The organism is Arthrobacter alpinus, assembly GCF_001445575.1.
Classification (GTDB): domain Bacteria; phylum Actinomycetota; class Actinomycetes; order Actinomycetales; family Micrococcaceae; genus Specibacter; species Specibacter alpinus_C.
Genome location: NZ_CP013200.1, coordinates 2149576 through 2168952 on the forward strand (window position 1 = coordinate 2149576; position 19377 = coordinate 2168952).

A 19377-nucleotide genomic window follows, 5' to 3' on the forward strand; every position below is an offset into this window, starting at 1 on the left:
GTCCCTAGAAAGAGGATCATAGGGATTGTCGGCCGACCAATCTCGGCATGGTGTCTTGCCCCTGTCTATCCAATGATCCGGGGGGTGTTGCCACCGAGATTGGGATGGCAGCGAGGTGATTGCTGATTAGGGGCGCGGCGCCAAAATATGGACGCCTGTCATAACGTGGATGTAAGACTTTGCTACCGGCGGTTGGTCGGCCTTGAACAAGAACTAGTTCAAAGGAGCACTAGCCATGATCACTAATGACGTGCAGATCTTTCTAGGCCTCGATGTCGGCAAAACCGACCACTGGGCCTGCGCTGTTACCAAAGATGGCACGAAAATCTGGAACAGAACGCTTCCTAACGACGAAGCCAAACTCACCGCCGTCTATCAAGACCTCAGCGCCAAGGGCACGGTTCTCGTTGTCGTGGACCAGCCAGCGACCATCGGCGCGTTAGCCGTCGCACTCGCTCAACACCTGGGTATCCCGGTGGCCTACCTGCCCGGGTTATCGATGCGTCGAATCGCGGACATGTACCCGGGATCGGCGAAAACCGATGAGAAGGATGCGTTCATCATCGCGGACGCGGCCCGCACCATGCCTCACACCCTGCGCAGCATCGAGGTCGCTGACGAGGACGAAGCCACGTTAGCCATGCTCACCGGTTTCGATCTGGACTTGGCACGCCAGATCACGCAAACGAGCAATCGAATCCGCGGGCTCTTTACCCAGATTCACCCACCCCTGGAACGCGTCATTGGCCCTTGGTTGGATCACGACGCCGTTCTTGAAGTCCTCGCGACCTGGCCCACACCGACCCAACTCAGGCAGGCCGGCAAAGCGCGGATCGCTGCGAAACTCAAGAAGCACGGAGCCCGACGCCACACCGCGTGGGCAACGACAATCCTTGCCGCACTGGAGAAACAGAGCGTTATCGTGGTCGGCACCGACGCTGCCGCACTAGTGATCCCACACCTCGCCAATCAGTTGATCTCCCTGCATGCCCAACGCAGCGATGTGGCCACTCACCTGGAGAAAATGGTCGAGGCCCACCCTCTTTACCCGGTCCTGACATCCATGCCAGGGGTCGCCGTCAGGACCGCAGCGATCATCATTGCCGAGATCTCCGGCAAAACCTTCGCTAACGCCGCCGCCATGGCCTCATACGCAGGCTTAGCGCCAACAACACGCCAGTCAGGTACCTCGATCAAATCCGAACGCGTCAGCCATTCAGGGAACAAACGCCTGAAAAGAGCACTATTCCTCTCGGCCTTCGCCTCGATCAGATTCGACCCCACCAGCCGCGCCTACTACGACCGGAAACGCGCCCAAGGGAAACGCCACAACCAAGCCTTGATCGCACTAGCCCACCGCCGACTCACAGTCCTCTTCGCCCTGCTTCGAGACAAAACCCTTTACGATCTTCCGGAGCTAAAAGCTGCTTGACAAAATACATAGGGGCACCCCCCAAGTGCGGGCCACGTGTGGTTATTCAGTGGCGCCTCCTTCCTGGTTCCTGGCCATTGGACCAGCCGATTGAGCCAGTGGCCCTGCCGGTTTAGGGGGAACTTGGCAGGTCGGCGGGGTCTGTGTGGTCTCCGGTTTGCTGGACGTCGGGACCGGTGTCGCCCGGTGTCTCGGCTGCACCGGAAGTATCCGCCGGATCCGTGGCCTCCGTGGCACCGGGGACATCCGGGATGTCGCCGGGCGTTGAGACATCGGTGGTCGATTGGCTTGAGGAGGACAGTGGTGCGGGTACAGGGGTGGCTGCGCTGGCTGCTCCAACGCCAAGCCCGGCCAAGGCCATGACACCGACCGCACCCATGAGTACCTTCTTTTTCATGTCCATCCTGGCGATCCGAGCCTTGAGAGTCGTTTCCGAACTTTTGGTCATTGCTGCTTCCTTTCCTCACGGATCTCTGCGACATCCGCTGCCATCCTGGCTGGGTGGCGATGATTCCACTGTGCCAGCTCGGCCCTGAGAGGACGCTGAGGCTCCTTATGGGGAGGCTGAGAAGACGGATCCGGCGATTGTGCAAACGACACCGGCAAGGGCACAGTGGAACCATGAACCCACGCCTCCTGCGGAGACACGCGCCACACCACGAAGGGAAGCACCTCTGGGGCGTGCGCAAAAGAGCCACAGCCACGGCCGTCATCGTCGTAGCCCTTGCCCTGCTCGTTGGAGGGCTGCTGTTGCTATTTCTGCTGCAAAAATCCCTGATCGCGACCACTGAAGGGGCGGCGAAAGCCAAGGCAGCCGATGTGGCCGCGTTGATTACCAGCCAAGACGTCTCCGAGGCCGGGCAAGCCCTGAATAACACCGCGCACAGCGGCCAGTACGTTCAGATCATCAGCCCTGACGGCGTGGTGGTGGCGTCGTCGGAAAAATCCGTCGGCACCACAGTGCTCTCGGAACTGCGTCCTAGACCGGGCCAAACGTTGGGCCAGACAGTGTCCAGTCTTCAAAGCATCGGCGACACCGATGAGTTCCTCATCGTCGCCACCGGAGTGCAAACCAGCACGGGCGTCTACACCGTCGTGGTCGCCTCGACCGTCCAGGTCCAGGCGGACACCGTGAGTACAGTTGCGTCGTTCATGCTCGGGGCCACACCCCTGCTCCTGATAGTGGTCGGGGGTTCGGTGTGGATTTTGGTGGGCAGGTCCCTGCGGCAGGTCGAGAGGATTCGGGGACAGGTGGCACGGATCAATGCCAGAAGTCTCAGCGAACGGGTGGAGGTGCCGGCCACCAACGATGAAATCCACCAACTGGCCCTGACCATGAACACCATGCTCGACCGGCTCCAAGTCTCCGACGGTGAACAGCGCAGGTTTGTCTCCGACGCCAGCCATGAATTACGCAGCCCCCTGGCCACGATCAGTGCCGGCTTGGAAATCGCGGCCGCGGACCCGAGCGGTGAAATGTGGCACGAGCTCCAAGGAATGCTCAGCGGGGAGACGGCACGGATGAGCTACCTCGTCGATGACCTGCTGACCCTGGCCAAAGCCAACGATGATGGTGCCCACATTTTGACCCAGGATGTGGACCTCGACGATGTCCTGGATGCAGAAATTCGCAGGCTTCGCTCCCTGAGCCCCCACACCATCAGCGCCAGTCTCACCCCCGCCAAGGTTACCGGCGATGCACGCCGCCTCGGGCAGGTACTGCGGAATGTACTCGAGAACGCCAACCGCCATGCCCAGTCCAGCATCACCGTTAGCCTGTCCTCCGGCCCGGACGGGGTGCGTGTGCTCATCGACAACGACGGCGACCCTGTCCCCAAGACCGACCGGGCCCGGATCTTTGAACGATTCGTGCGCCTCGATGCGAGCCGCTCACGAGAAAGCGGCGGCAGCGGACTGGGCTTGGCCATCGCCAAAGGCATCATGACCGCCCACCACGGCACGATCACGGCGTCCCAAACACCTGCCGGGCAGTGCCGCTTCGAGCTACTGCTGCCACCGTGCACCACGAGCTGAGCCGGTCACTTCTTCCTGCAGCCAAAGAAATGGTGAGACCGACCGTGGGGGTCTTATGAGTCGCTGGGGCGGTCTGCGCTGAGTATGTATCCCATGCCGCGGACCGTATCCAGGGTGGAGAGATTGAACGGGGCGTCGATTTTGCGCCGCAGATACCCGATGTAAACCTCCACCACGTTGTCACCGCCGTCAAAGGCAGGATCCCAAACATTGTCGAGAATCTCGGCCTTGGAGACGACCTGGTCGTGCCGGCGCATCAAAAATTGCAACAGCCCGTATTCGCGCGCCGTCAAGGAAATGGCCGTAGCACCGCGGTGGACGCTGCGGTTCATCGGATCCATCCTCAAGGTCCCCAACGTCATGACCACTGGCCGTTCCGGGGCTCCACGCCTGATCAACGCCCGCAGCCTAGCGACTAAGACCAAGAAGCTGAACGGTTTGGTCAAGTAGTCATCAGCGCCCAGATCGAAGGCGTCGGTTTGATCATATTCGCCGTCTTTGGCCGTGAGCATCATCACCGGTGTCCAGATCTTGCGCCCGCGCAGCTCCTTGAGCACGTCGTAGCCATTTTTCAGGGGCAGCATCAGATCCAGAATGATCACATCGTACGGATTTTCCGTTGCGGCCCACAATCCACTGACCCCGTCGTGGATGACCTCAACAATGAAGCCCTCATTCGTCAAGCCGCGGCGAACCGTCTCGGCCAGCATTGTCTCGTCCTCCACTAATAGGATGCGCATCTGTGTCCTTTCCGCGTACAAGCAGTATGCCCGGCTGAAGCTGAGAAGTAACTGAGAGCACGGTTCCTCAGTCAGCTCTCAGGAACACCCTGTCATGCTGTGATCCTCAGCCCGTACAAAGTCAGGAAGACCATGATGATCGTTTCGCACGAGCAACGATCCGCCGAACCGTATCCATGGAGGTACTTTCGCTCCTGGTTGTGGCTTCTCGTGGGTTCGCTAGTCTTCGCAGTAACCGCTGCAGCCGGGATGGCCATCAAGGGCTCAGGGCCCAAAATAGCCGAACTCGGTGTGGACACGGCACTGGCACAGGACCGCAACCCTGCCCTGACAGCACTGTCACTGGCCATCCACTATGGCCTGGGACCTGCCGGCGCCGTCATCATCGTGCTGGCGAGTTGCCTGATTCTGACGGTGGCGCGCCGTAACCTGGCCAGCACCCTCACATTCGTCTCAGTGGTCAGCATCGGCTGGCTTGCCTCGGAAGTGGGCAAACGCATCGTAGAGCGACTTCGGCCACCTTCTGATGCCGTGCAGGCGTTGATCCCCGAACACGGCATGGACAGCTTCCCTTCCGGACACACAGCCTTCGCCGTGGCCCTGGTCTGGGCATTCGTTCTCGTCGTAGCCCGCACCCCACGGGCCCAAATGGTGACAATGGCCGTTGGGGCCGTGTTCGTGGCCGTCGTCGCCTTCACCCGGCTATATCTGGGGGTGCACTACCCCAGCGATGTCATCGCCTCAGTCTTCATTGCCAGCGCCGCGATTCTGGCCTGGCTGCCTGTCTGGAACAACCTCATCGCCCACCGCTTCGGCACCAGGAACCGCACGCCCGACCCGGTCCCGGGTCAACTCAATCAGGACGGGCGGCACACGGAGCAGCAAACGGCCAAGGACCACCCCTGATTGCCTTGATACTCAAGGCACCACAGGTTTCGGAACAAGAACACAAGGAAAAGTTGAGGGACGGCAGTGAAGGTACACGAGCAGTCCAAGGATCGGCTCTGGGAGTCGGATGCTGGCCATCGAACCGCGTGGTGGCAGACGTGGATTCATTCCCCGGTCACCGTGATCTTCTTGGTGCTCTTGTGGGTGCCGGGGCTGCTGACGGGCACCGTCCTGACCGGACTTCGCGGACCTCTGCGTTCGGCGATGGTTGTCACCCCTTCTTCTCTGCCGGGGCAATGGTGGACACTCGCTACGGGAGCGTTCTGGGAGCGTGGACTGGGCGGATATCTGATCGGGACTGTCGTATTGCTCCTGGTAGGAGTTCCGGCTGAGCGCCGGTTGGGCAGCGTCCATTTTGCTGTCGCCGGCCTCACGACCCAGGTGATGGGAATCCTTGTTGCGATCGGCATTGTCTATGCTGGCCGGAATCTGATGGGCAGCTGGTCGGCGGAACTGTTGACCCATGCCTTCCTGGGGCCCTCGGCACTGGTGTGCGGTGCGGCTCTGGCGGCAACCGCGACGTTGGGGACGCTGTGGCGCCGTCGGCTCCGGCTCACGATGTTCGCGGTATTGATTCTGCTGGCCTTCTACAGTGGTTCCTTCCCGGACCTGATCAGGCTCGCTGCGGCCACCATCGGGGTAGTGATTGGCCCCTTGCTGCTAGGACGAGCCCCCCGCGTTGGTGTTCCGGTCACCTCCCGCCGTGAGGCCAGGGTCCTGATCGCCCTCATCATGGCCACCTCCGCAATAGGGCCAGTCCTGGCCGGGTTGCTGCCCCACGCCGTCGGCCCTTGGCCGTGCTGCGGTACCTTTTCACCAACATCCAGGCCGTGGATCCGCAAACCCTGCAAGCACTGTGTACCGACCCCGCCCAAGCCGGGGACTGCGCTGCAGCCCAGATGCAACTGCGTGCCGGTGCTGGCGGCATTTTCATGTCAATCCTTCCGTCGGTGTTGTTGCTAGTGGTCGCTGACGGGCTGCGCCGCGGCCGCCGCTTCGCCTGGTACGCGGCCATGATCATCCAAGGCGCCCTCGCCATCCTCGCCGGTAGTTACATCGCCGCAGCGCTGACCCCCACCGGGCCAAACAATTCCCCCAATGAAGGGTTGGGCGCCATTGATGTGGCCGCCTTTCATCATCCGGTGAGCCTGATCTTGCCTCTTCTGTTGCCGATACTGTTGCTGGTTCTGCTCCTGGCGACACGGGGACTGTTTCACGTCAGCGCACCACCGAAAACCTACCGCCATCTCACCCAGGCTGTGCTGGCCACCGCCGCAATCCTGTCCGCGATCTATGTGACGGTGGGGCTGGCTCTGGCGCCGGGGTTCACACCTGTTCCATCGCTCCCGGAGCTGCTGGCCGACTTGCCCGATCGGTTCCTCCCCCTAGGTTTTACGTTGGATCTTCCGCCCGCATTTTTCCCCCACAGTGGTGCCGCCGTGGTCCTCTACGAAGGTGTCGGCACGACCTTTTGGATCATCACCGCAGTCATGATCCTCGGATCCTTTCTGCGACCAGCCCACAATATCCATGGTGCCGATTCGGATCGTGCCCGGAACATCCTCAGGGCCACCGAGGGTTCTTCGCTGTCGTGGATGACACAGTGGAACGGGAACAGCTACTGGTTCTCCAGTTCCGGCAACAGCTTCATTGCCTACCGGGTCCTTTCAGGCATCGCACTGACACTCGGCCCTCCTGTGGGACCGCCTGCGGAACTACGCGCCACGATCGAGGAGTTCACCCACCACGCCGCGGATAGGGGTTGGACCCCCTGCTTCTACTCCGTACCCCAGAACACCAAGGAGGTCACCGTGGATCTTGGGTGGGGATCGGTACAGGTAGCCCAGGAAACCATTCTGGACCTGCCGGGATTGTCCTTCAAAGGCAAGAAGTTCCAAGACATTCGCACAGCACTGAACAAAGCGGCCAATGAAGGCATCCACACCCAGTGGGTGTCCTATGCTAAGGCTCCCTTGGCCATTGCCGACCAAATTCACGCCATCTCCGAAGAATGGGTCGCCGATAAGCGGATGCCAGAAATGGGCTTTACGCTCGGTGGCCTCGAGGAGCTCAACGACCCAGAAGTACGCTGTTTGCTGGCCATCGATGACCAGCACACCGTCCACGCCCTCACTTCCTGGCTGCCGGTCTACCGGGACGGTGCCGTCATCGGCTGGACCCTGGACTTCATGCGACGGCGCACCACCGGCTTCCGTGCCAGCATCGAATTCCTCATCGCCTCAGCCGCCCTATCCTTCAAAGCCGACGGCTACGAATTCCTCAGCCTTTCAGGCGCACCCCTAGCCCGCATCGAACTCCACAGCACCGAGGAAGCAGCAATCACCCCTAACCAGCAAAGGGCAGGACTGGACCGGCTACTCGAACGACTTAGCACCCTCCTTGAACCCGTCTACGGGTTCACGTCCCTGCTGCTGTTCAAATCAAAATTCCGGCCACGCTATGAGCCCCTTTTCATGACCTACCCCGACGCTGCAGCACTGCCCAGTATCGCCAACGCCATCGGCCGCGCCTACCTGCCCAACGTTTCCTTTCTGCAAAGCCTCAGCCTTGCCGGAAAAATCATCCGCCACCCCACCAGGACAAGCAGCAAAAGAACCGACATTCAACCCAGCGCCGGCTCACACACTGCTCACCCCACCCCGTGCTTGCAAGAGGTTCAGCAATGAAACCGCTCCACTGCACCACAGCGGTTGCTTCTGAAGCATTCTGGTTGGCGGTTCTACGCCCATCCATCCATGCCCACGCTGAATCGCGCCACGGCTCAGCCCAGTGTTCATTACCCACGGCTCCGCCTTGCGCAGGAGCTTGTTGTAGGCGAGTTCAGGGCAACGCGAGCAGGCCACCGAGGATGAGAACATGAACTACAGAAGTGGGAGAACTATTCTCAGTGCCTCAACCCTGGCCAAGGCCATAAGAACCTGCACCATCAGCATCGTCTTGATGCTGTCTCTGACTAGTGCCAACACGGACGCCCTCCTGCGCCACCTGACGGTTGAGAGACAAATTCTCTCCCTCTACAACTCCGCCGCCGCGCACACCGTCCTGGCCAGCACCACCTCCACCACGACATGCGCGAGTGTAGTGGGTACCTTCAGCTGTCACGAGTCATTTTCCGGAGGCGACATTTATTGGTCACAAAGTACCGGAGCCGTCTACGTGGCAAACGGTCCCTTGCGCGATCACTGGTTGTCCTCCGGCGGTCCCACAGGGCCCTTCGGGCTCCCGTCTGGAAACCCCACGCCCGTGCCGGGGAAGGGAAGCACCCAGACCTTCACCACCGGCACACTTCTCTACACTCCCGCCACCGGAACCCATGAATTCATGGGAGCAATCCGCACCAAGTGGCTCACGTCCGGAACAGCAGGGGGCCCGCTTGGATTCCCCACAACGAACGAATACTCCAGCGGTCACGGACGTGCCCAAAAATTCCAGAACGGCATCATCTATTCCTCACCTTCGTCAGGTACCCACATCACCACCAGAGGAGAGATTGAAAGCAGATTCATTGCTTTGGGCGGACCAACGGGGCGCCTCGGCTTCCCTGCAGGAGAGCAAATCAGCACAGGAAACGGTTGGGCACAGCGATTCGCTAACGGCTACCTCGTCACGGGCCCGACCGGTAGCGCGAAAATCGTTGACCCCGACACTTACAAGAACTGGGCCGCAAACCCTGAACGCTTGGGCTGGCCAGTCAAGGATTCCTGGGTCGATGACCGCGGTATTCACACGGCTTTTCAAAGAATCGAAACAATCTGGGATCCCCAAACCAAGGCACTCTACTCAGCCGCCACGGTAGACAAAAATACCGCGATCATCATCGGAGACTCCCAGCTCGCGGGGGACTCCTGGACCGAGCAGGGTGCCCGTGCCGCTGGTTTCCCCAAGAAAATCGAATTAGGTTTTGGCGGTTGGGGATACACCCGCACCACCCCAGCGACCGGGGGAACACCAGATGACGTGTTCAGCTCCCTGCGCATACTCCTACCTCAAGGGAACCCCGGGGCCATTTTCATGACCCTTGGCGGCAATGATGCAAGCTCCAATGCCACCGACCAGGACATCATCGCCCACGCAACCAAAACCTGGGCCGAACTTCACCGCCTCTACCCAAAGAGCACACTCATCATCAATGGCGTAATGTCCACGAACGCACCGAACCACACCAACAGACGGCACGTTGACCAAGTGATCACCCAGGCCGCCAAATCACAAGGCTTCATCCACATCAGTGTCGCCGGCATGGCCACAACCGCCAGCAACAACTACAAAGACAACGTGCACCTCAACCAAACAGGAAACAACCTCGTAGCCCTCACCTACACCGCCACCCTGATCAAAGCCCTTGGAAAGTAGGCTGTCATCTTCGAACGCGCGCCGCCGAACCATGACTTGGGACTGCCCCCCAAGGCCATCGTCTAGAACCCCACATCAGTGATCGACGCAGTAGTCCCGACCCTTCCCGGTTCGTGCTGGCCTCACCAGATATCGATGCTCCACGACGGAAAGGTCCTTTACCAAGGGCGGCAGTCTCGAACTGCGAAAGCGGAGGCTGTGCTTCTGGTGAGGCGCTCATTTTCATCTCATTTGGAAAGACCACAATATTTGCGGGCGGCACCGTCCTCTCGAACACAGAAGGAGAACTCAATGAGCAAGTCTTTACCGCTCGGTTTACCGGACCGACATATTTCTGCTCCCGCGCCGGGATCGGGAAGATCTCGCTGGATGAAAGTCCCGATCATCACCGCGACGTTCTGGACGATCAAGATCCTCTCAACGACGGTAGGCGAGACATTCGCCGACTACCTTGCTGTGAACGTTGGCCTCGGGCCGCTCATCACCACGGGGATGATGCTCCTCCTCCTGGCCGTGGCGCTCGTGCTCCAGTTCCGCACACGGCGCTACACCCCCTGGATCTACTGGCTCACGGTCGTGCTCGTGAGCATTGTGGGCACCCAAATCACTGACTTCTTCACCGACACGCTGGGTGTTAGCCTGTACGTCTCCACCGCGATCTTCACGGCCCTGCTGATCGGCGTTTTTACTGCGTGGTACTTCCAGGAACGCACGCTCGCGATCACTTCAATCGACACGGTCCAGCGCGAGGCGTTCTACTGGGCCGCAATCCTCACCGCATTCGCCCTCGGAACCGCAGCCGGCGACCTCGCGACAGAGGCGCTCGGGCTCGGCTTCCTGATGGGATCCATTATCTTCGGCGCCCTCATTGTTGCGTGTTGGATCGCAGTTCGTGCCGGCGCGCCGGCGGTAGCCGCGTTCTGGCTGGCCTACGTACTGACCCGGCCGCTTGGTGCATCCGTCGGTGACCTATTGACCCAAGACCGCAACTACGGTGGCATGGGAGTCGGATCGGCGATCACCAGTGTCCTATTTCTGTCCGTCATCGTGATCCTTGTAGCCCGCGAACAGGTCCATGTCCAGCGCCACGGGGTCCTGACTAAGGGGCAGACCGCCGCGGGGGGCCGGCTGCGGGATGTCGCTTGGGCGGGGGCCGGCCTTGTCGCGATTGTCGTGGTGGCCACCACGGTCATGGGGGTCCAAGTGGCGCGGGCGCCGGCAAGCTCAGCGGCTGCAGGTCCGATCACGGCGAATCAAGGGCCACTCGGTGACCTCTCGCCGTTCTCTACCATCGTGGACGACGTCACTGCCAAGATCGAGGCAGGAGACCTCCCCGCGGCGCGTGCCCGTGTCAAGGATCTCGAGACCGCCTGGGACAGCTCCGAGGCCGGCCTCAAACCTAAGTCGCCGTCCGTCTGGGCCGTGATGGACAGCGCCGTCGACGATGAACTCACCTCCCTGCGAGCCGATCAACCGGACCAGGCCAGCTGCCTTAAGGCCACGCGTAATCTGCAGGCTGTCATCGCCTCCCAGTAAGCAGGGAGGTCATTGCTTCACCATTGATGTTAGTCACGCCGTCGTGCCCCATTTTGGGGTAGGACGGCGCATCAGCGACCGGCAATAGAAAGGAACACGATGAGGATCCTCATGGCGGAGGACGATCCGATGATCGCGTCGGCACTCGCGCAGCAACTTGCCGACGACGCACATGTCGTTGAGGTGGTGGCAGACGGAAGGACTGCTTTGGACTTCGCCCGGCTGGGCTCCTTCGACGTCATACTTCTCGATCTGGGATTGCCTGAGATGGACGGGATCGGGGTGCTCCGCAGGCTGCGCGCCGGCAACGAAGGCGACCAGGGGCCGGTGGTCATTGTGATGACGGCTCGGGGCGCGGTGTCGGAGAAGGTCATGGGCCTGGATGCCGGCGCCGACGACTACCTCGTGAAGCCGTTCGCCTATGAGGAGTTACATGCCAGGCTACGTGCGGTAGGCAGGCGAGGTTCGTCGCACGGCACGGCCGTCCTGCGTGCGGGAGCCATCGCTCTCGACGAGGCGACCGCGTCAGCGACCAGCCACGACGGCGCCCCCGTTCAACTGACCCGGCGCGAGCTTGCGCTTCTACGTGCCCTCATCAGACTCCCGGGCGTCGTTCTATCCCGCGACCAGCTGGAGTCCCAGGTATACGGTAGCGAGGTCGAGATCGAGTCGAACGCCATCGATTTCATCATCAAGCGCCTGCGCGGAAAGCTTGGGGCGGACTGCGTCCGCAATGTGCGCGGCCTTGGCTGGATGATTCCGAGGGGCCGATGAGCATGCACCGCCGGACCATGTCCCTTCGATTCCGATTGGTCACAGCACTTGTCCTGTTCGTCTTGCTGGTCACGGCTGCCGCGGCCACGTGGTCGTACCATCGGGCGTTCGTCGAGGCCCAGGAATCGCAGGACGGGCTCCTCTCCCGTGTGGCGGAGATCGTCAAGGCGCCGGGCGTCGACTTCGCCCAGAACGACCTCTCACAGGCGGCCAACCAATCAGGTCTCGTGGTTGAGGCGCTTGACAACAAAGGGATGTCGCACAGCCTACCCACGATCACTTCCGAAGGACTCACGACCATTTCAACGGAGCAGGGCCCGCAACGGGTCATGGTCCATTCCCTCTCAGGCGGGCGCAGGATCGCTGTAGCCCAGCCGATCGCCGTCCGCCAAGATGCAGTGAACGAGACCATGCTCTCCACTGTCATGCCGATCATGCTAGGTGCGCTGCCCTTGATACTGGTGGCCTGGCTCGTTGTTGCTTGGGCACTGAAACCGGTCGACGCACTGCGTCGTGAACTCGAACGACGTGGCGACGGGTCCCTCGCTCCTTTGCCGCGCACGAGCGTCCCCAAGGAATTGTCCGGGTTCCTCGATGCGCTCGAATCTCATCATCAGCGTGCTTCCAAGGCTCTCGAGGGGCAGCGGCGCTTCGCCGCGGAAGCGGCCCATGAGCTGCGCACGCCAGTCGCCGCGGTTTCCTTTCAAGCGGAGCATCTACTGGCTGCCACAACGGATACGGACCGTATTCAGCGGCAGAATGCGCTGCGGGCGGGACTTGCCAGGCTGCGCGCACTCTGTGAGCAACTCCTGGTCCTCGGTGACGAAACTCCCCAAGCTGACCGCCTGGCACCGCTTGAAGATGTCGCCAGGCTCGTCGCCGGCAACATCGTGGCAATGGACGACGCAGAGGGATCCGACGTCCTCTGGGATCTCGGGGATTCGGGGAATGCCTCCGTCCCCGAATCAGGAACCCGGATCGTTCTGCAGAACCTGGTACACAACGCCATCCGCTATGCCGGATCCGCAGGCCCCATCGAGGTCAGCGCACGCAGGGGGCCGAGCTGGATCCAGATTGACGTGCGCGACAACGGACCGGGAATCCGCGAACCCGAGAAGGCGCTGAACGCATTCCATCGCGAGGCAGGCCAGAATACTCCCGGCACAGGCCTAGGCCTGGCGATCACGGCGCGAACGCTTGAGCGTCTGGGTGGCGAGCTGCAGTTGTTGAGTCGACCAGAGGAGGGGAACGGCACCCTCGCGCGAGTCACTATCCCGCTCGATGGGCACTCCGCGGACAACGGATCGGCGCCACCGCGGGTACCATAAGCCCACAGCGTTGCGTCCAGGTGATCGCCGCAAGAACCCAAGAAACGTTCTGCGGGACGGATTCAGGTGATCGAGGAACGTGACGCCGTTGGGTCGATCGGGACAGCACCTTTTATACCTAACACCATGACCGGCGTGGGGTCCTTCCGCACGATCGGGCGAAGGGGGCCTGCTTCAGACAGCCATAGATGTCACGGAAATGCAGGTGGGGATCAACCAATGAATGTGTTCCCGTCGGGAACATATTTCAAGCCGGACAGGTCTGGACGGCGACATACCGAGCCGTAAAGCCTTAGGATCTCACCACTTCCCAGTGTTTGCGAGGGAAATTGTCTGGTCGACTCCCACATCGGGCACGATTGGCCGCGGTACAGGGAGTTTTCGTGTTTAAGAGTTCCCACCGTATTCCCATCCGCCTCATTCAGATTGGAAAATGAATGGTCCGGAAGCCAGAGGAACGGTCGGCCTACAACGATCCGATCTTGCTCTGGCTCTCTCAATACAGCTCGGCCTAGACCTCGAATCCAACAGCAGAGTCGGAGAGTTCACGTGTTCCAATGGTCTGGCATTCCTGCTTGGGGAACAGGCAGGAGAGCAACGACCTCACGAAGTTTGATTGTGTCGCAAGCCGAGGGTGGAGCGAACCCTACTCAACACACTCCTGTCATCAATCGCGGTGGCAATCAATATTAGATGCGTCGATGACGTCAAGTACATCGCGCATCACGCCACCAATAGCCGCAAGTAGATTTCCTCAGATAACCACGGGGGCCTGGGAATAGCCGAGGTCCTGAACGTACTCGAGGGCGGCTGTGTTGCTGGTCAGGTCGACGACCTCGTAGAGGATGCCGGCATGGTCCAAGGACAGGCAGGTGAACTTGCATTGCTGGCAGCCCGGCTTGCTGTAGACCGTGACGTTCATTTTCCCTCACCTCACTCTCTGTTTCTTGCGGGACGGCCTCCGGGGATTTGTTAGTGGTGGTTCCGGTAGGCGGTGTTCTTGTGTTGTGCCCAGCCGGACACGACTCCGGCGCCGAGCATCTGGTCCAGCAGCCGGGCTAGGTGGTAATCGGGATCAAACGTCAGGGCGACGTGCATGTAGTTCGCAGCGGCCGTTCCCCTGCCTTTCCACCAGCAGATGTGCCCGAGCATCGTCAACGGCGCCGCAGCATGGGTCGGGGCGGCAATGATCAGCAACTGCCGCAGCAACTTTTCGGAGTAGCCGATCCGGTCCCATTGCGGGGCTTCTTCCGTGGCGCCAAAGAGGGTGGCTGCCATGGGTTCGTTGATGCCGGGCATGTCAGCCAGGATCTGGTCCCTGAGCCCGACGTGCTGCAGCCCGGCAAGGACCTCGGCCAGTTGGCCATGGGTCGGTTCGCCACCGTGGTCAAGGAGATCCACCCAGATCCGGTAGACGGCGTCAAGGCTCTTGGCGGGATTGGTGGCCATGGCTTGCATTGCTGACTCGACCGCGTCGTGGTCGACAGCGGCGAACAACTCGGGGATCGCGGGTGCATCGCTTTGTCCGATGAGGCTGCCTTGGTAGACCAGTTCGGCGTTGAGGGTGCTGGATTCAAGGGCAGCCAACGGCGTCTCGTTGCCGCAGGAGGTGGGGTTGGCGCCGTCGTACGGGGCGAAGGATTCGGGGCCGACGATCCACACGTCATGGACGAGCAGCCCGGCAGCCAAGAACCGTCGCTTGAGTACCCGGATCATGGAAGCAAACGGCTTTTGGTGTCCCATGCCCCACGGCTGGTGGGTGAACAGGGCGATGAGGACGGCGGTGGCGTCGTGGTCGAAACCGACGGCGTGGGCGACGCGTTCGGCGTAGCTCTCGCCGATGTCTTCGGTGCCGGGGAGGTTCACGCGGAGGGTGGGACCGAGGGCTGCGCCGTCGAGGGCGACGCAGACGAGGCTTTCCTTCGGCCAATACCCGAGGCTGTGCCCCATGTAGCTGATGGCGTCAGCCGGGCTGCTAATTCTGATCGGTTCCATTGTCTTGCTCCTCCTGTGTGAACAGTGGCTGTGTGTTCGCGGCCGCCTGCTCTGTTGGTGCCTTCTGGTAAGAGGAATCACCGCTGGGTTTAGGGGCCGGAGGGCAACTTGGGGTACCGGGCACGGGGCAAAATTGTTTCGAGGAAATAAGCGACGCAGGAGCGCCGAGGGAAAATTTTTGGAGGAGGGACCGGCGCGTAGCGCCCTGGTTGCGTGGAGGATCCGCCCAGCGATGATGGGGTACCAGAAGGCACAACGTGGTTTGGCATGTGTTCATGCAGGTCCATCAGCTTGTGCAGTGGTGGTGGCTGACCGATAGAGGTTCCAGGATGTTGCCGCTGTGGTTGAGTGTTCGTTTCAAATGTGTTCATGGGGCTGGCTAGCTTCTGCTGCATGACTGGCCGTCTGGATCAAAGCAGGAGAGCTAAGTGCTCTGGATGAAAGATGTGTGAAGGATTTTTTGGTTGCGGCAATTTCATGGTGGGGTGGGCTGATTTTGCTGAGGGGGTTGGCGTTGGGTTGGCAACTGGCGGTGGTCGTGGGGAGGGTCAATGCTGATGAGAGGGTGGTGGTGTAGTTGCTCTTTCTGGCTCGTTGGAGGTGATCGTCTGAAGATGTCAGTGGCACACTCTATTGTCGAACGCGTATTCTATTAGTGAATTGATATTTAGAGGTGTGTTCGATGGTTGTTGATGAGCGTGTGAATGTCCGGACGACTGCGGCGGGAAGTCCGCTGGAGTTTCAGTGGCGGGCGCGGCGGTATCAAATGACTGAACTGCCCCTGAGATTCTTTATTCGCCGTCCGTGGTGGACTGAGCAGAACCGCATTCAAAAAGGCATTGGCGCTCAGGTCTTGGAGACTGAGGTCTGGAGGGTAACTGCTGCGGGCCGTGGTCGTTCTGCCGAACGAGTTTTGAGCTTACCCATGAGGACTCTCACTGGCGGCTGTCTAGGATTCTTGGCTAGGCAAGAATGTTCACTCATCTGCATGTTGCGTCCGCCTTCTCCGCCCACTACGGGTGGATTGGCCAGACACTCTGGCTTCCGTCGCCATGGACGGTGGATCGGATGCGCTGGCCATCACCGACCGTGATGGGCTTTACGGGGTTCCCAAACATATTGCTGCCTGCCAGAGCGCGGGTATTGATCCGATCCTTGGGGTGGAACTGGCAACCTTGGACTCCGAGGGAGCTGTGACGGGCCGCGTCGTCATCTTGGCTCATGGACGCAACCAAGGTGCCGGGTATGCGGCTCTGTGCCGTCTGGTGTCTGCAGCCCACACGCACAAAACGGTAGGAGTGACGCAGCAGGAGATTGCCACTGAACTGCTGCACGAATCCGGGTGGGTTGGGACGGTTCTGTTGGGACCGCCCTCTGATGTGGGGCTGCGGGTGGGCTCTCGCGGCGCTGGGCTGCCATTGTTATTGGAGTGGCTAAAGGTTCTTCCTCGCCAGGTCCTGCGCATTGAGGTCGTCTCTCATCTTTCGGAGCCCGGTCAGCCGCTGAGCCATACGCAGGCGATTCGGATGCTGCGCTTGGCTGATCAGTCACGGGTTGTGCCGGTACTAAGCAATGCAGTGCGGTATGCCGCCCCTGATGGGGCGATGACTGCAGATGTTCTCGATGCGGCGCGTGCGCTCACCAGATTGGATGAGACCGGGGTGCAACCCACTGCCCAGGGCTGGCTCAAAGCTGGCTCGGTCATGAAGGCGCTGGCTTCAGAAATTACGACGCTGGGCCAATTCGGTGCAGGGTCGGCCAAGGCGCTATTGGCGCAGACCGAGGCGTTGGCGGATCAGTGTCGGATTGATCCGGTCGCTGATACGGGTTGGGGTGTTCCGGTGATGCCGGAGGCATCCATCATCGGCATCACAGGTGATCCCTTGGCGGAGCTCTGGGAGCGGGCGAAGGCGGGCGTGACAACTCGGTATCCGGGGATCGGCTCCACCTTCCAGGTGGCGATGGAGGACCGGTTGCGGGCAGAGATGGCGACCATCGCCGAACTGGGTTTCTCCTCCTATTTTTTGACGGTGGCGGAGGTGACCCGCCTGATCAGGGAGATGGGGATTCGCTCTGCCGCCCGCGGCTCCGGGGCCGGCTCCCTAGTTAACTATGCCTTGGGAATTTCCCAAGTCGACCCTATCCGGCACGATCTCTTGTTTGAGCGGTTCCTGAGCACGGAGCGGCAAACCCTGCCTGATATTGACATCGATGTGGAGTCAGCGCGGCGGCATGAAATCTACCATCGCATTTTCGAGCGCTTCGGCCCGGAACGAGTCACGTTGATGTCGATGCAATCCGGGTATCGGGCCCGAGGAGCTGCCCGAGATGCCGGCATGGCCCTGGGTATGGCGCCGGAAGATATTGACGGGATCGCGAAGGGTTTGTGGAGGTTCTCCGCCAGTGAATTCCGGGAAGCACTCGATGAGAAACCTGAACTGCGGGATCTTGCCGACCGGGTCGAGGGGAATCGGCAGCTGGATCTTCTAGTGGACATCACCGAGCGCCTGGACCGGCTCCCGCGACATATCTCTATGCACCCTTGTGGTGTCATCCTCAGCTCTGCGACGCTGTTGAATCGCACCCCGGTCCAGCCTTCCGGGATGGGGCTGCCCATGTCCCAATATGACAAGCACGACATGGACCCCATGGGGCTGATAAAGCTTGATGTTCTGGGCGTGCGCATGCAATCCGCGATGGCCTACGCCATCACCGAAATCCACCGCACCACAGGAAAGAGAATCGACTTGGAGGCTGTGCCACTGGATGATGAGCCGACCTTTGAGCTGATCCGCTCCACCCAAACACTGGGGTGTTTTCAGATTGAATCACCCGGGCAGCGCGAACTCATCGGCAAACTCCAGCCAACCGTCTTTGATGACCTCATCACTGACATTTCCCTCTTCCGCCCCGGTCCCATGCAAGCCGACATGGTCAAACCCTTCCTGAACCGGCGCGGCGGCTGGGAAACCGTCGCCCAACTCCACCCAGACCTGGAACCCGTGCTGCGCAGCACCTACGGGATCGTGGTCTTCCACGAACAACTCATGCGCATCCTAGACATCTTCACCGGCTGCGGACTCGCGTACGCCGACGTCCTGAGACGGCACCTCAGCAACGAGGACAAACTCCCGGCCGTCGAAACATACTTTCGGGACAAGTCCGTGCAACGCGGCTACACCATCGACGCCGTGGAAAGGGTGTGGGGTGTCGTGAAGGGCTTTGGCTCGTTCGGTTTTTGCCGTGCCCACGGGGCTGCGTTCGCCGTCCCCACCTACGAGTCAGCATGGCTCAAAACTCACTACCCGATCCAATTCCTGGCCGGATTGTGGACCCATGACCCCGGCATGTATCCCAAACGACTCCTGGTAGCCGAAGCCCGCCGGCTAGGTATCCCGATTCTGCCGTTGGATGTCAACGCCTCCACAGATGAGTACGTCGTGGAACCCGCAGGGGACGGTGGTTTGGGGATCCGAATGTCGCTGGCGGATGTGAAAGGCATCCAAGCCAAAGAAGTCGAACGTATCCTCCACCAGCGCCCCTTCGATTCATTGGCCGACCTCAAACAACGCGCCCGGCTCCGGGTATCCACGATTGAGAGCCTGGCCCTGGTCGGAGCACTCGACTCCCTCTACACCGGAAATAACCACCGGAGCCGGCGAGACCTGGCAGCATGGAACCAAGCGACCCGCCACAGCAAACGGGCGCACGTGATCCTCGGCCAACTCGCCTTACCCTTGCCGGCCATCGACGCGGCCACCATGACCGCGCACGAGCCGGATATGACCCCGACCGACGTCACCCGGGCCGAGCTGGACATCCTCTCCCTGGACGTTACGCAACACCTCCTGGACTCCTACCAGCCCCTCCTGGACGAGCTCGGTGTCACCCAGGCAAAAGATCTCCTCAGCCTGCGCAATGGCACCTTCGTGCGCGTCGCCGGGGTGAGGGTCGCCACTCAAACCCCGCCAATGCACGGCGGAAAACGCGTTGTTTTCATCAGCATCGACGATGGGACCGGCTGCATCGACGCAACCTTCTTCTCTGATGCCCAAGAAACCGTAGACCCACCCATTCTCTTCAATACCCGGCTACTGCTGATCGAAGGGACCACCCGTCGCACCGGCCCGCGAGGCATGTCCCTCCAAGCCACTCACGCCAAAGACCTCACACAAATTTCAGCCACAAGGCGGGTTGGGTGAATAGGCGGGGCGGT

General features: G+C 60.8%; 13 protein-coding genes and 1 pseudogene. 10 read left to right on the forward strand and 4 right to left on the reverse strand.

All coding sequences use genetic code 11. The features are described from left to right. Window positions 1-235 precede the first annotated feature (235 nt). Window positions 236-1432 (forward strand): IS110 family transposase, encoded by a 1197-nt coding sequence (locus AS189_RS09490; protein WP_062287975.1) that lies wholly within the window; start codon window positions 236-238, stop codon window positions 1430-1432. Between the two features lie 112 nt (window positions 1433-1544). Here AS189_RS09490 and AS189_RS20225 read toward each other — a convergent pair whose 3' ends face one another. Then, the gene (locus AS189_RS20225) at window positions 1545-1880 is read right to left on the reverse strand and encodes a hypothetical protein (RefSeq protein ID WP_062287977.1); all 336 of its coding nucleotides are present in this window, start codon (window positions 1878-1880) and stop codon (window positions 1545-1547) included. A 173-nt stretch (window positions 1881-2053) separates the two neighbouring features. Here AS189_RS20225 and AS189_RS09500 point away from each other — a divergent pair, with 173 nt between their 5' ends. After that, a complete protein-coding gene (locus tag AS189_RS09500; protein WP_082634197.1) occupies window positions 2054-3466 on the forward strand; it encodes a sensor histidine kinase in 1413 nt (470 codons plus the stop codon). A gap of 53 nt (window positions 3467-3519) precedes the next feature. On the opposite strand, the gene AS189_RS09505 is transcribed toward AS189_RS09500, so the two are convergent. Then, a complete protein-coding gene (locus AS189_RS09505; RefSeq protein WP_062287983.1) occupies window positions 3520-4206 on the reverse strand; it encodes a response regulator transcription factor in 687 nt (228 codons plus the stop codon). Window positions 4207-4338: 132 nt separating this feature from the next. Between AS189_RS09505 and AS189_RS09510 the strand changes: the two genes are divergently transcribed. The 7 genes from AS189_RS09510 (at window position 4339) to AS189_RS09540 (ending at window position 13166) form a co-directional block, all read left to right on the forward strand. Beyond that, window positions 4339-5112: a phosphatase PAP2 family protein gene (locus tag AS189_RS09510; RefSeq protein ID WP_237760026.1), complete on the forward strand. Its 774-nt coding sequence runs from the start codon at window positions 4339-4341 to the stop codon at window positions 5110-5112. Window positions 5113-5178: 66 nt separating this feature from the next. Further along, window positions 5179-6117 (forward strand): rhomboid family intramembrane serine protease, encoded by a 939-nt coding sequence (locus AS189_RS20700; protein ID WP_062287989.1) that lies wholly within the window; start codon window positions 5179-5181, stop codon window positions 6115-6117. 632 nt (window positions 6118-6749) lie between these two features. Continuing rightward, a complete protein-coding gene (locus AS189_RS20705) occupies window positions 6750-7841 on the forward strand; it encodes a DUF2156 domain-containing protein (protein WP_237760054.1) in 1092 nt (363 codons plus the stop codon). A 190-nt stretch (window positions 7842-8031) separates the two neighbouring features. Then, window positions 8032-9528: a GDSL-type esterase/lipase family protein gene (locus AS189_RS09525; RefSeq protein ID WP_062287995.1), complete on the forward strand. Its 1497-nt coding sequence runs from the start codon at window positions 8032-8034 to the stop codon at window positions 9526-9528. Window positions 9529-9819: 291 nt separating this feature from the next. Next, complete coding sequence (locus AS189_RS09530) at window positions 9820-11064, forward strand: hypothetical protein (protein ID WP_082634198.1); 1245 nt, start codon at window positions 9820-9822, stop codon at window positions 11062-11064. Between the two features lie 111 nt (window positions 11065-11175). Further along, complete coding sequence (locus AS189_RS09535) at window positions 11176-11838, forward strand: response regulator transcription factor (RefSeq protein ID WP_202814121.1); 663 nt, start codon at window positions 11176-11178, stop codon at window positions 11836-11838. A gap of 17 nt (window positions 11839-11855) precedes the next feature. Beyond that, window positions 11856-13166: a sensor histidine kinase gene (locus tag AS189_RS09540; RefSeq protein ID WP_160320815.1), complete on the forward strand. Its 1311-nt coding sequence runs from the start codon at window positions 11856-11858 to the stop codon at window positions 13164-13166. A gap of 754 nt (window positions 13167-13920) precedes the next feature. Here the strand turns inward: AS189_RS09540 and AS189_RS19375 are convergent. Together AS189_RS19375 and AS189_RS09545 are read right to left on the reverse strand one after the other, a co-directional pair. Continuing rightward, window positions 13921-14088, reverse strand: coding sequence for a glutaredoxin domain-containing protein (locus AS189_RS19375; protein WP_082634200.1), 168 nt, complete (start codon window positions 14086-14088; stop codon window positions 13921-13923). Window positions 14089-14138: 50 nt separating this feature from the next. Beyond that, window positions 14139-15161, reverse strand: coding sequence for a DUF4192 domain-containing protein (locus AS189_RS09545; protein ID WP_062288009.1), 1023 nt, complete (start codon window positions 15159-15161; stop codon window positions 14139-14141). 972 nt (window positions 15162-16133) lie between these two features. On the opposite strand from AS189_RS09545, the pseudogene AS189_RS09550 reads away from it, so the two are divergent. Next, a pseudogene (locus AS189_RS09550) lies at window positions 16134-19336 on the forward strand (DNA polymerase III subunit alpha); the annotation flags it as partial. Window positions 19337-19377: the final 41 nt, after the last annotated feature.

Excerpts from the sequence above, each read along its gene's own strand:
- AS189_RS09540 (WP_160320815.1), top strand. The coding sequence starts at position 11,856 with ATGTCCCTTCGATTCCGATTGGTCACAGCACTTGTCCTGTTCGTCTTG.
- AS189_RS09535 (WP_202814121.1), top strand. The coding sequence starts at position 11,176 with ATGGCGGAGGACGATCCGATGATCGCGTCGGCACTCGCGCAGCAACTT.
- AS189_RS09525 (WP_062287995.1), top strand. The coding sequence starts at position 8,032 with ATGAACTACAGAAGTGGGAGAACTATTCTCAGTGCCTCAACCCTGGCC.
- AS189_RS09510 (WP_237760026.1), top strand. The coding sequence starts at position 4,339 with ATGATGATCGTTTCGCACGAGCAACGATCCGCCGAACCGTATCCATGG.
- AS189_RS09490 (WP_062287975.1), top strand. The coding sequence starts at position 236 with ATGATCACTAATGACGTGCAGATCTTTCTAGGCCTCGATGTCGGCAAA.
- AS189_RS09505 (WP_062287983.1), bottom strand. The coding sequence starts at position 4,206 with ATGCGCATCCTATTAGTGGAGGACGAGACAATGCTGGCCGAGACGGTT.
- AS189_RS09545 (WP_062288009.1), bottom strand. The coding sequence starts at position 15,161 with ATGGAACCGATCAGAATTAGCAGCCCGGCTGACGCCATCAGCTACATG.
- AS189_RS19375 (WP_082634200.1), bottom strand. The coding sequence starts at position 14,088 with ATGAACGTCACGGTCTACAGCAAGCCGGGCTGCCAGCAATGCAAGTTC.
- AS189_RS09500 (WP_082634197.1), top strand. The coding sequence starts at position 2,054 with ATGAACCCACGCCTCCTGCGGAGACACGCGCCACACCACGAAGGGAAG.
- AS189_RS09530 (WP_082634198.1), top strand. The coding sequence starts at position 9,820 with ATGAGCAAGTCTTTACCGCTCGGTTTACCGGACCGACATATTTCTGCT.
- AS189_RS20705 (WP_237760054.1), top strand. The coding sequence starts at position 6,750 with ATGACACAGTGGAACGGGAACAGCTACTGGTTCTCCAGTTCCGGCAAC.
- AS189_RS20225 (WP_062287977.1), bottom strand. The coding sequence starts at position 1,880 with ATGACCAAAAGTTCGGAAACGACTCTCAAGGCTCGGATCGCCAGGATG.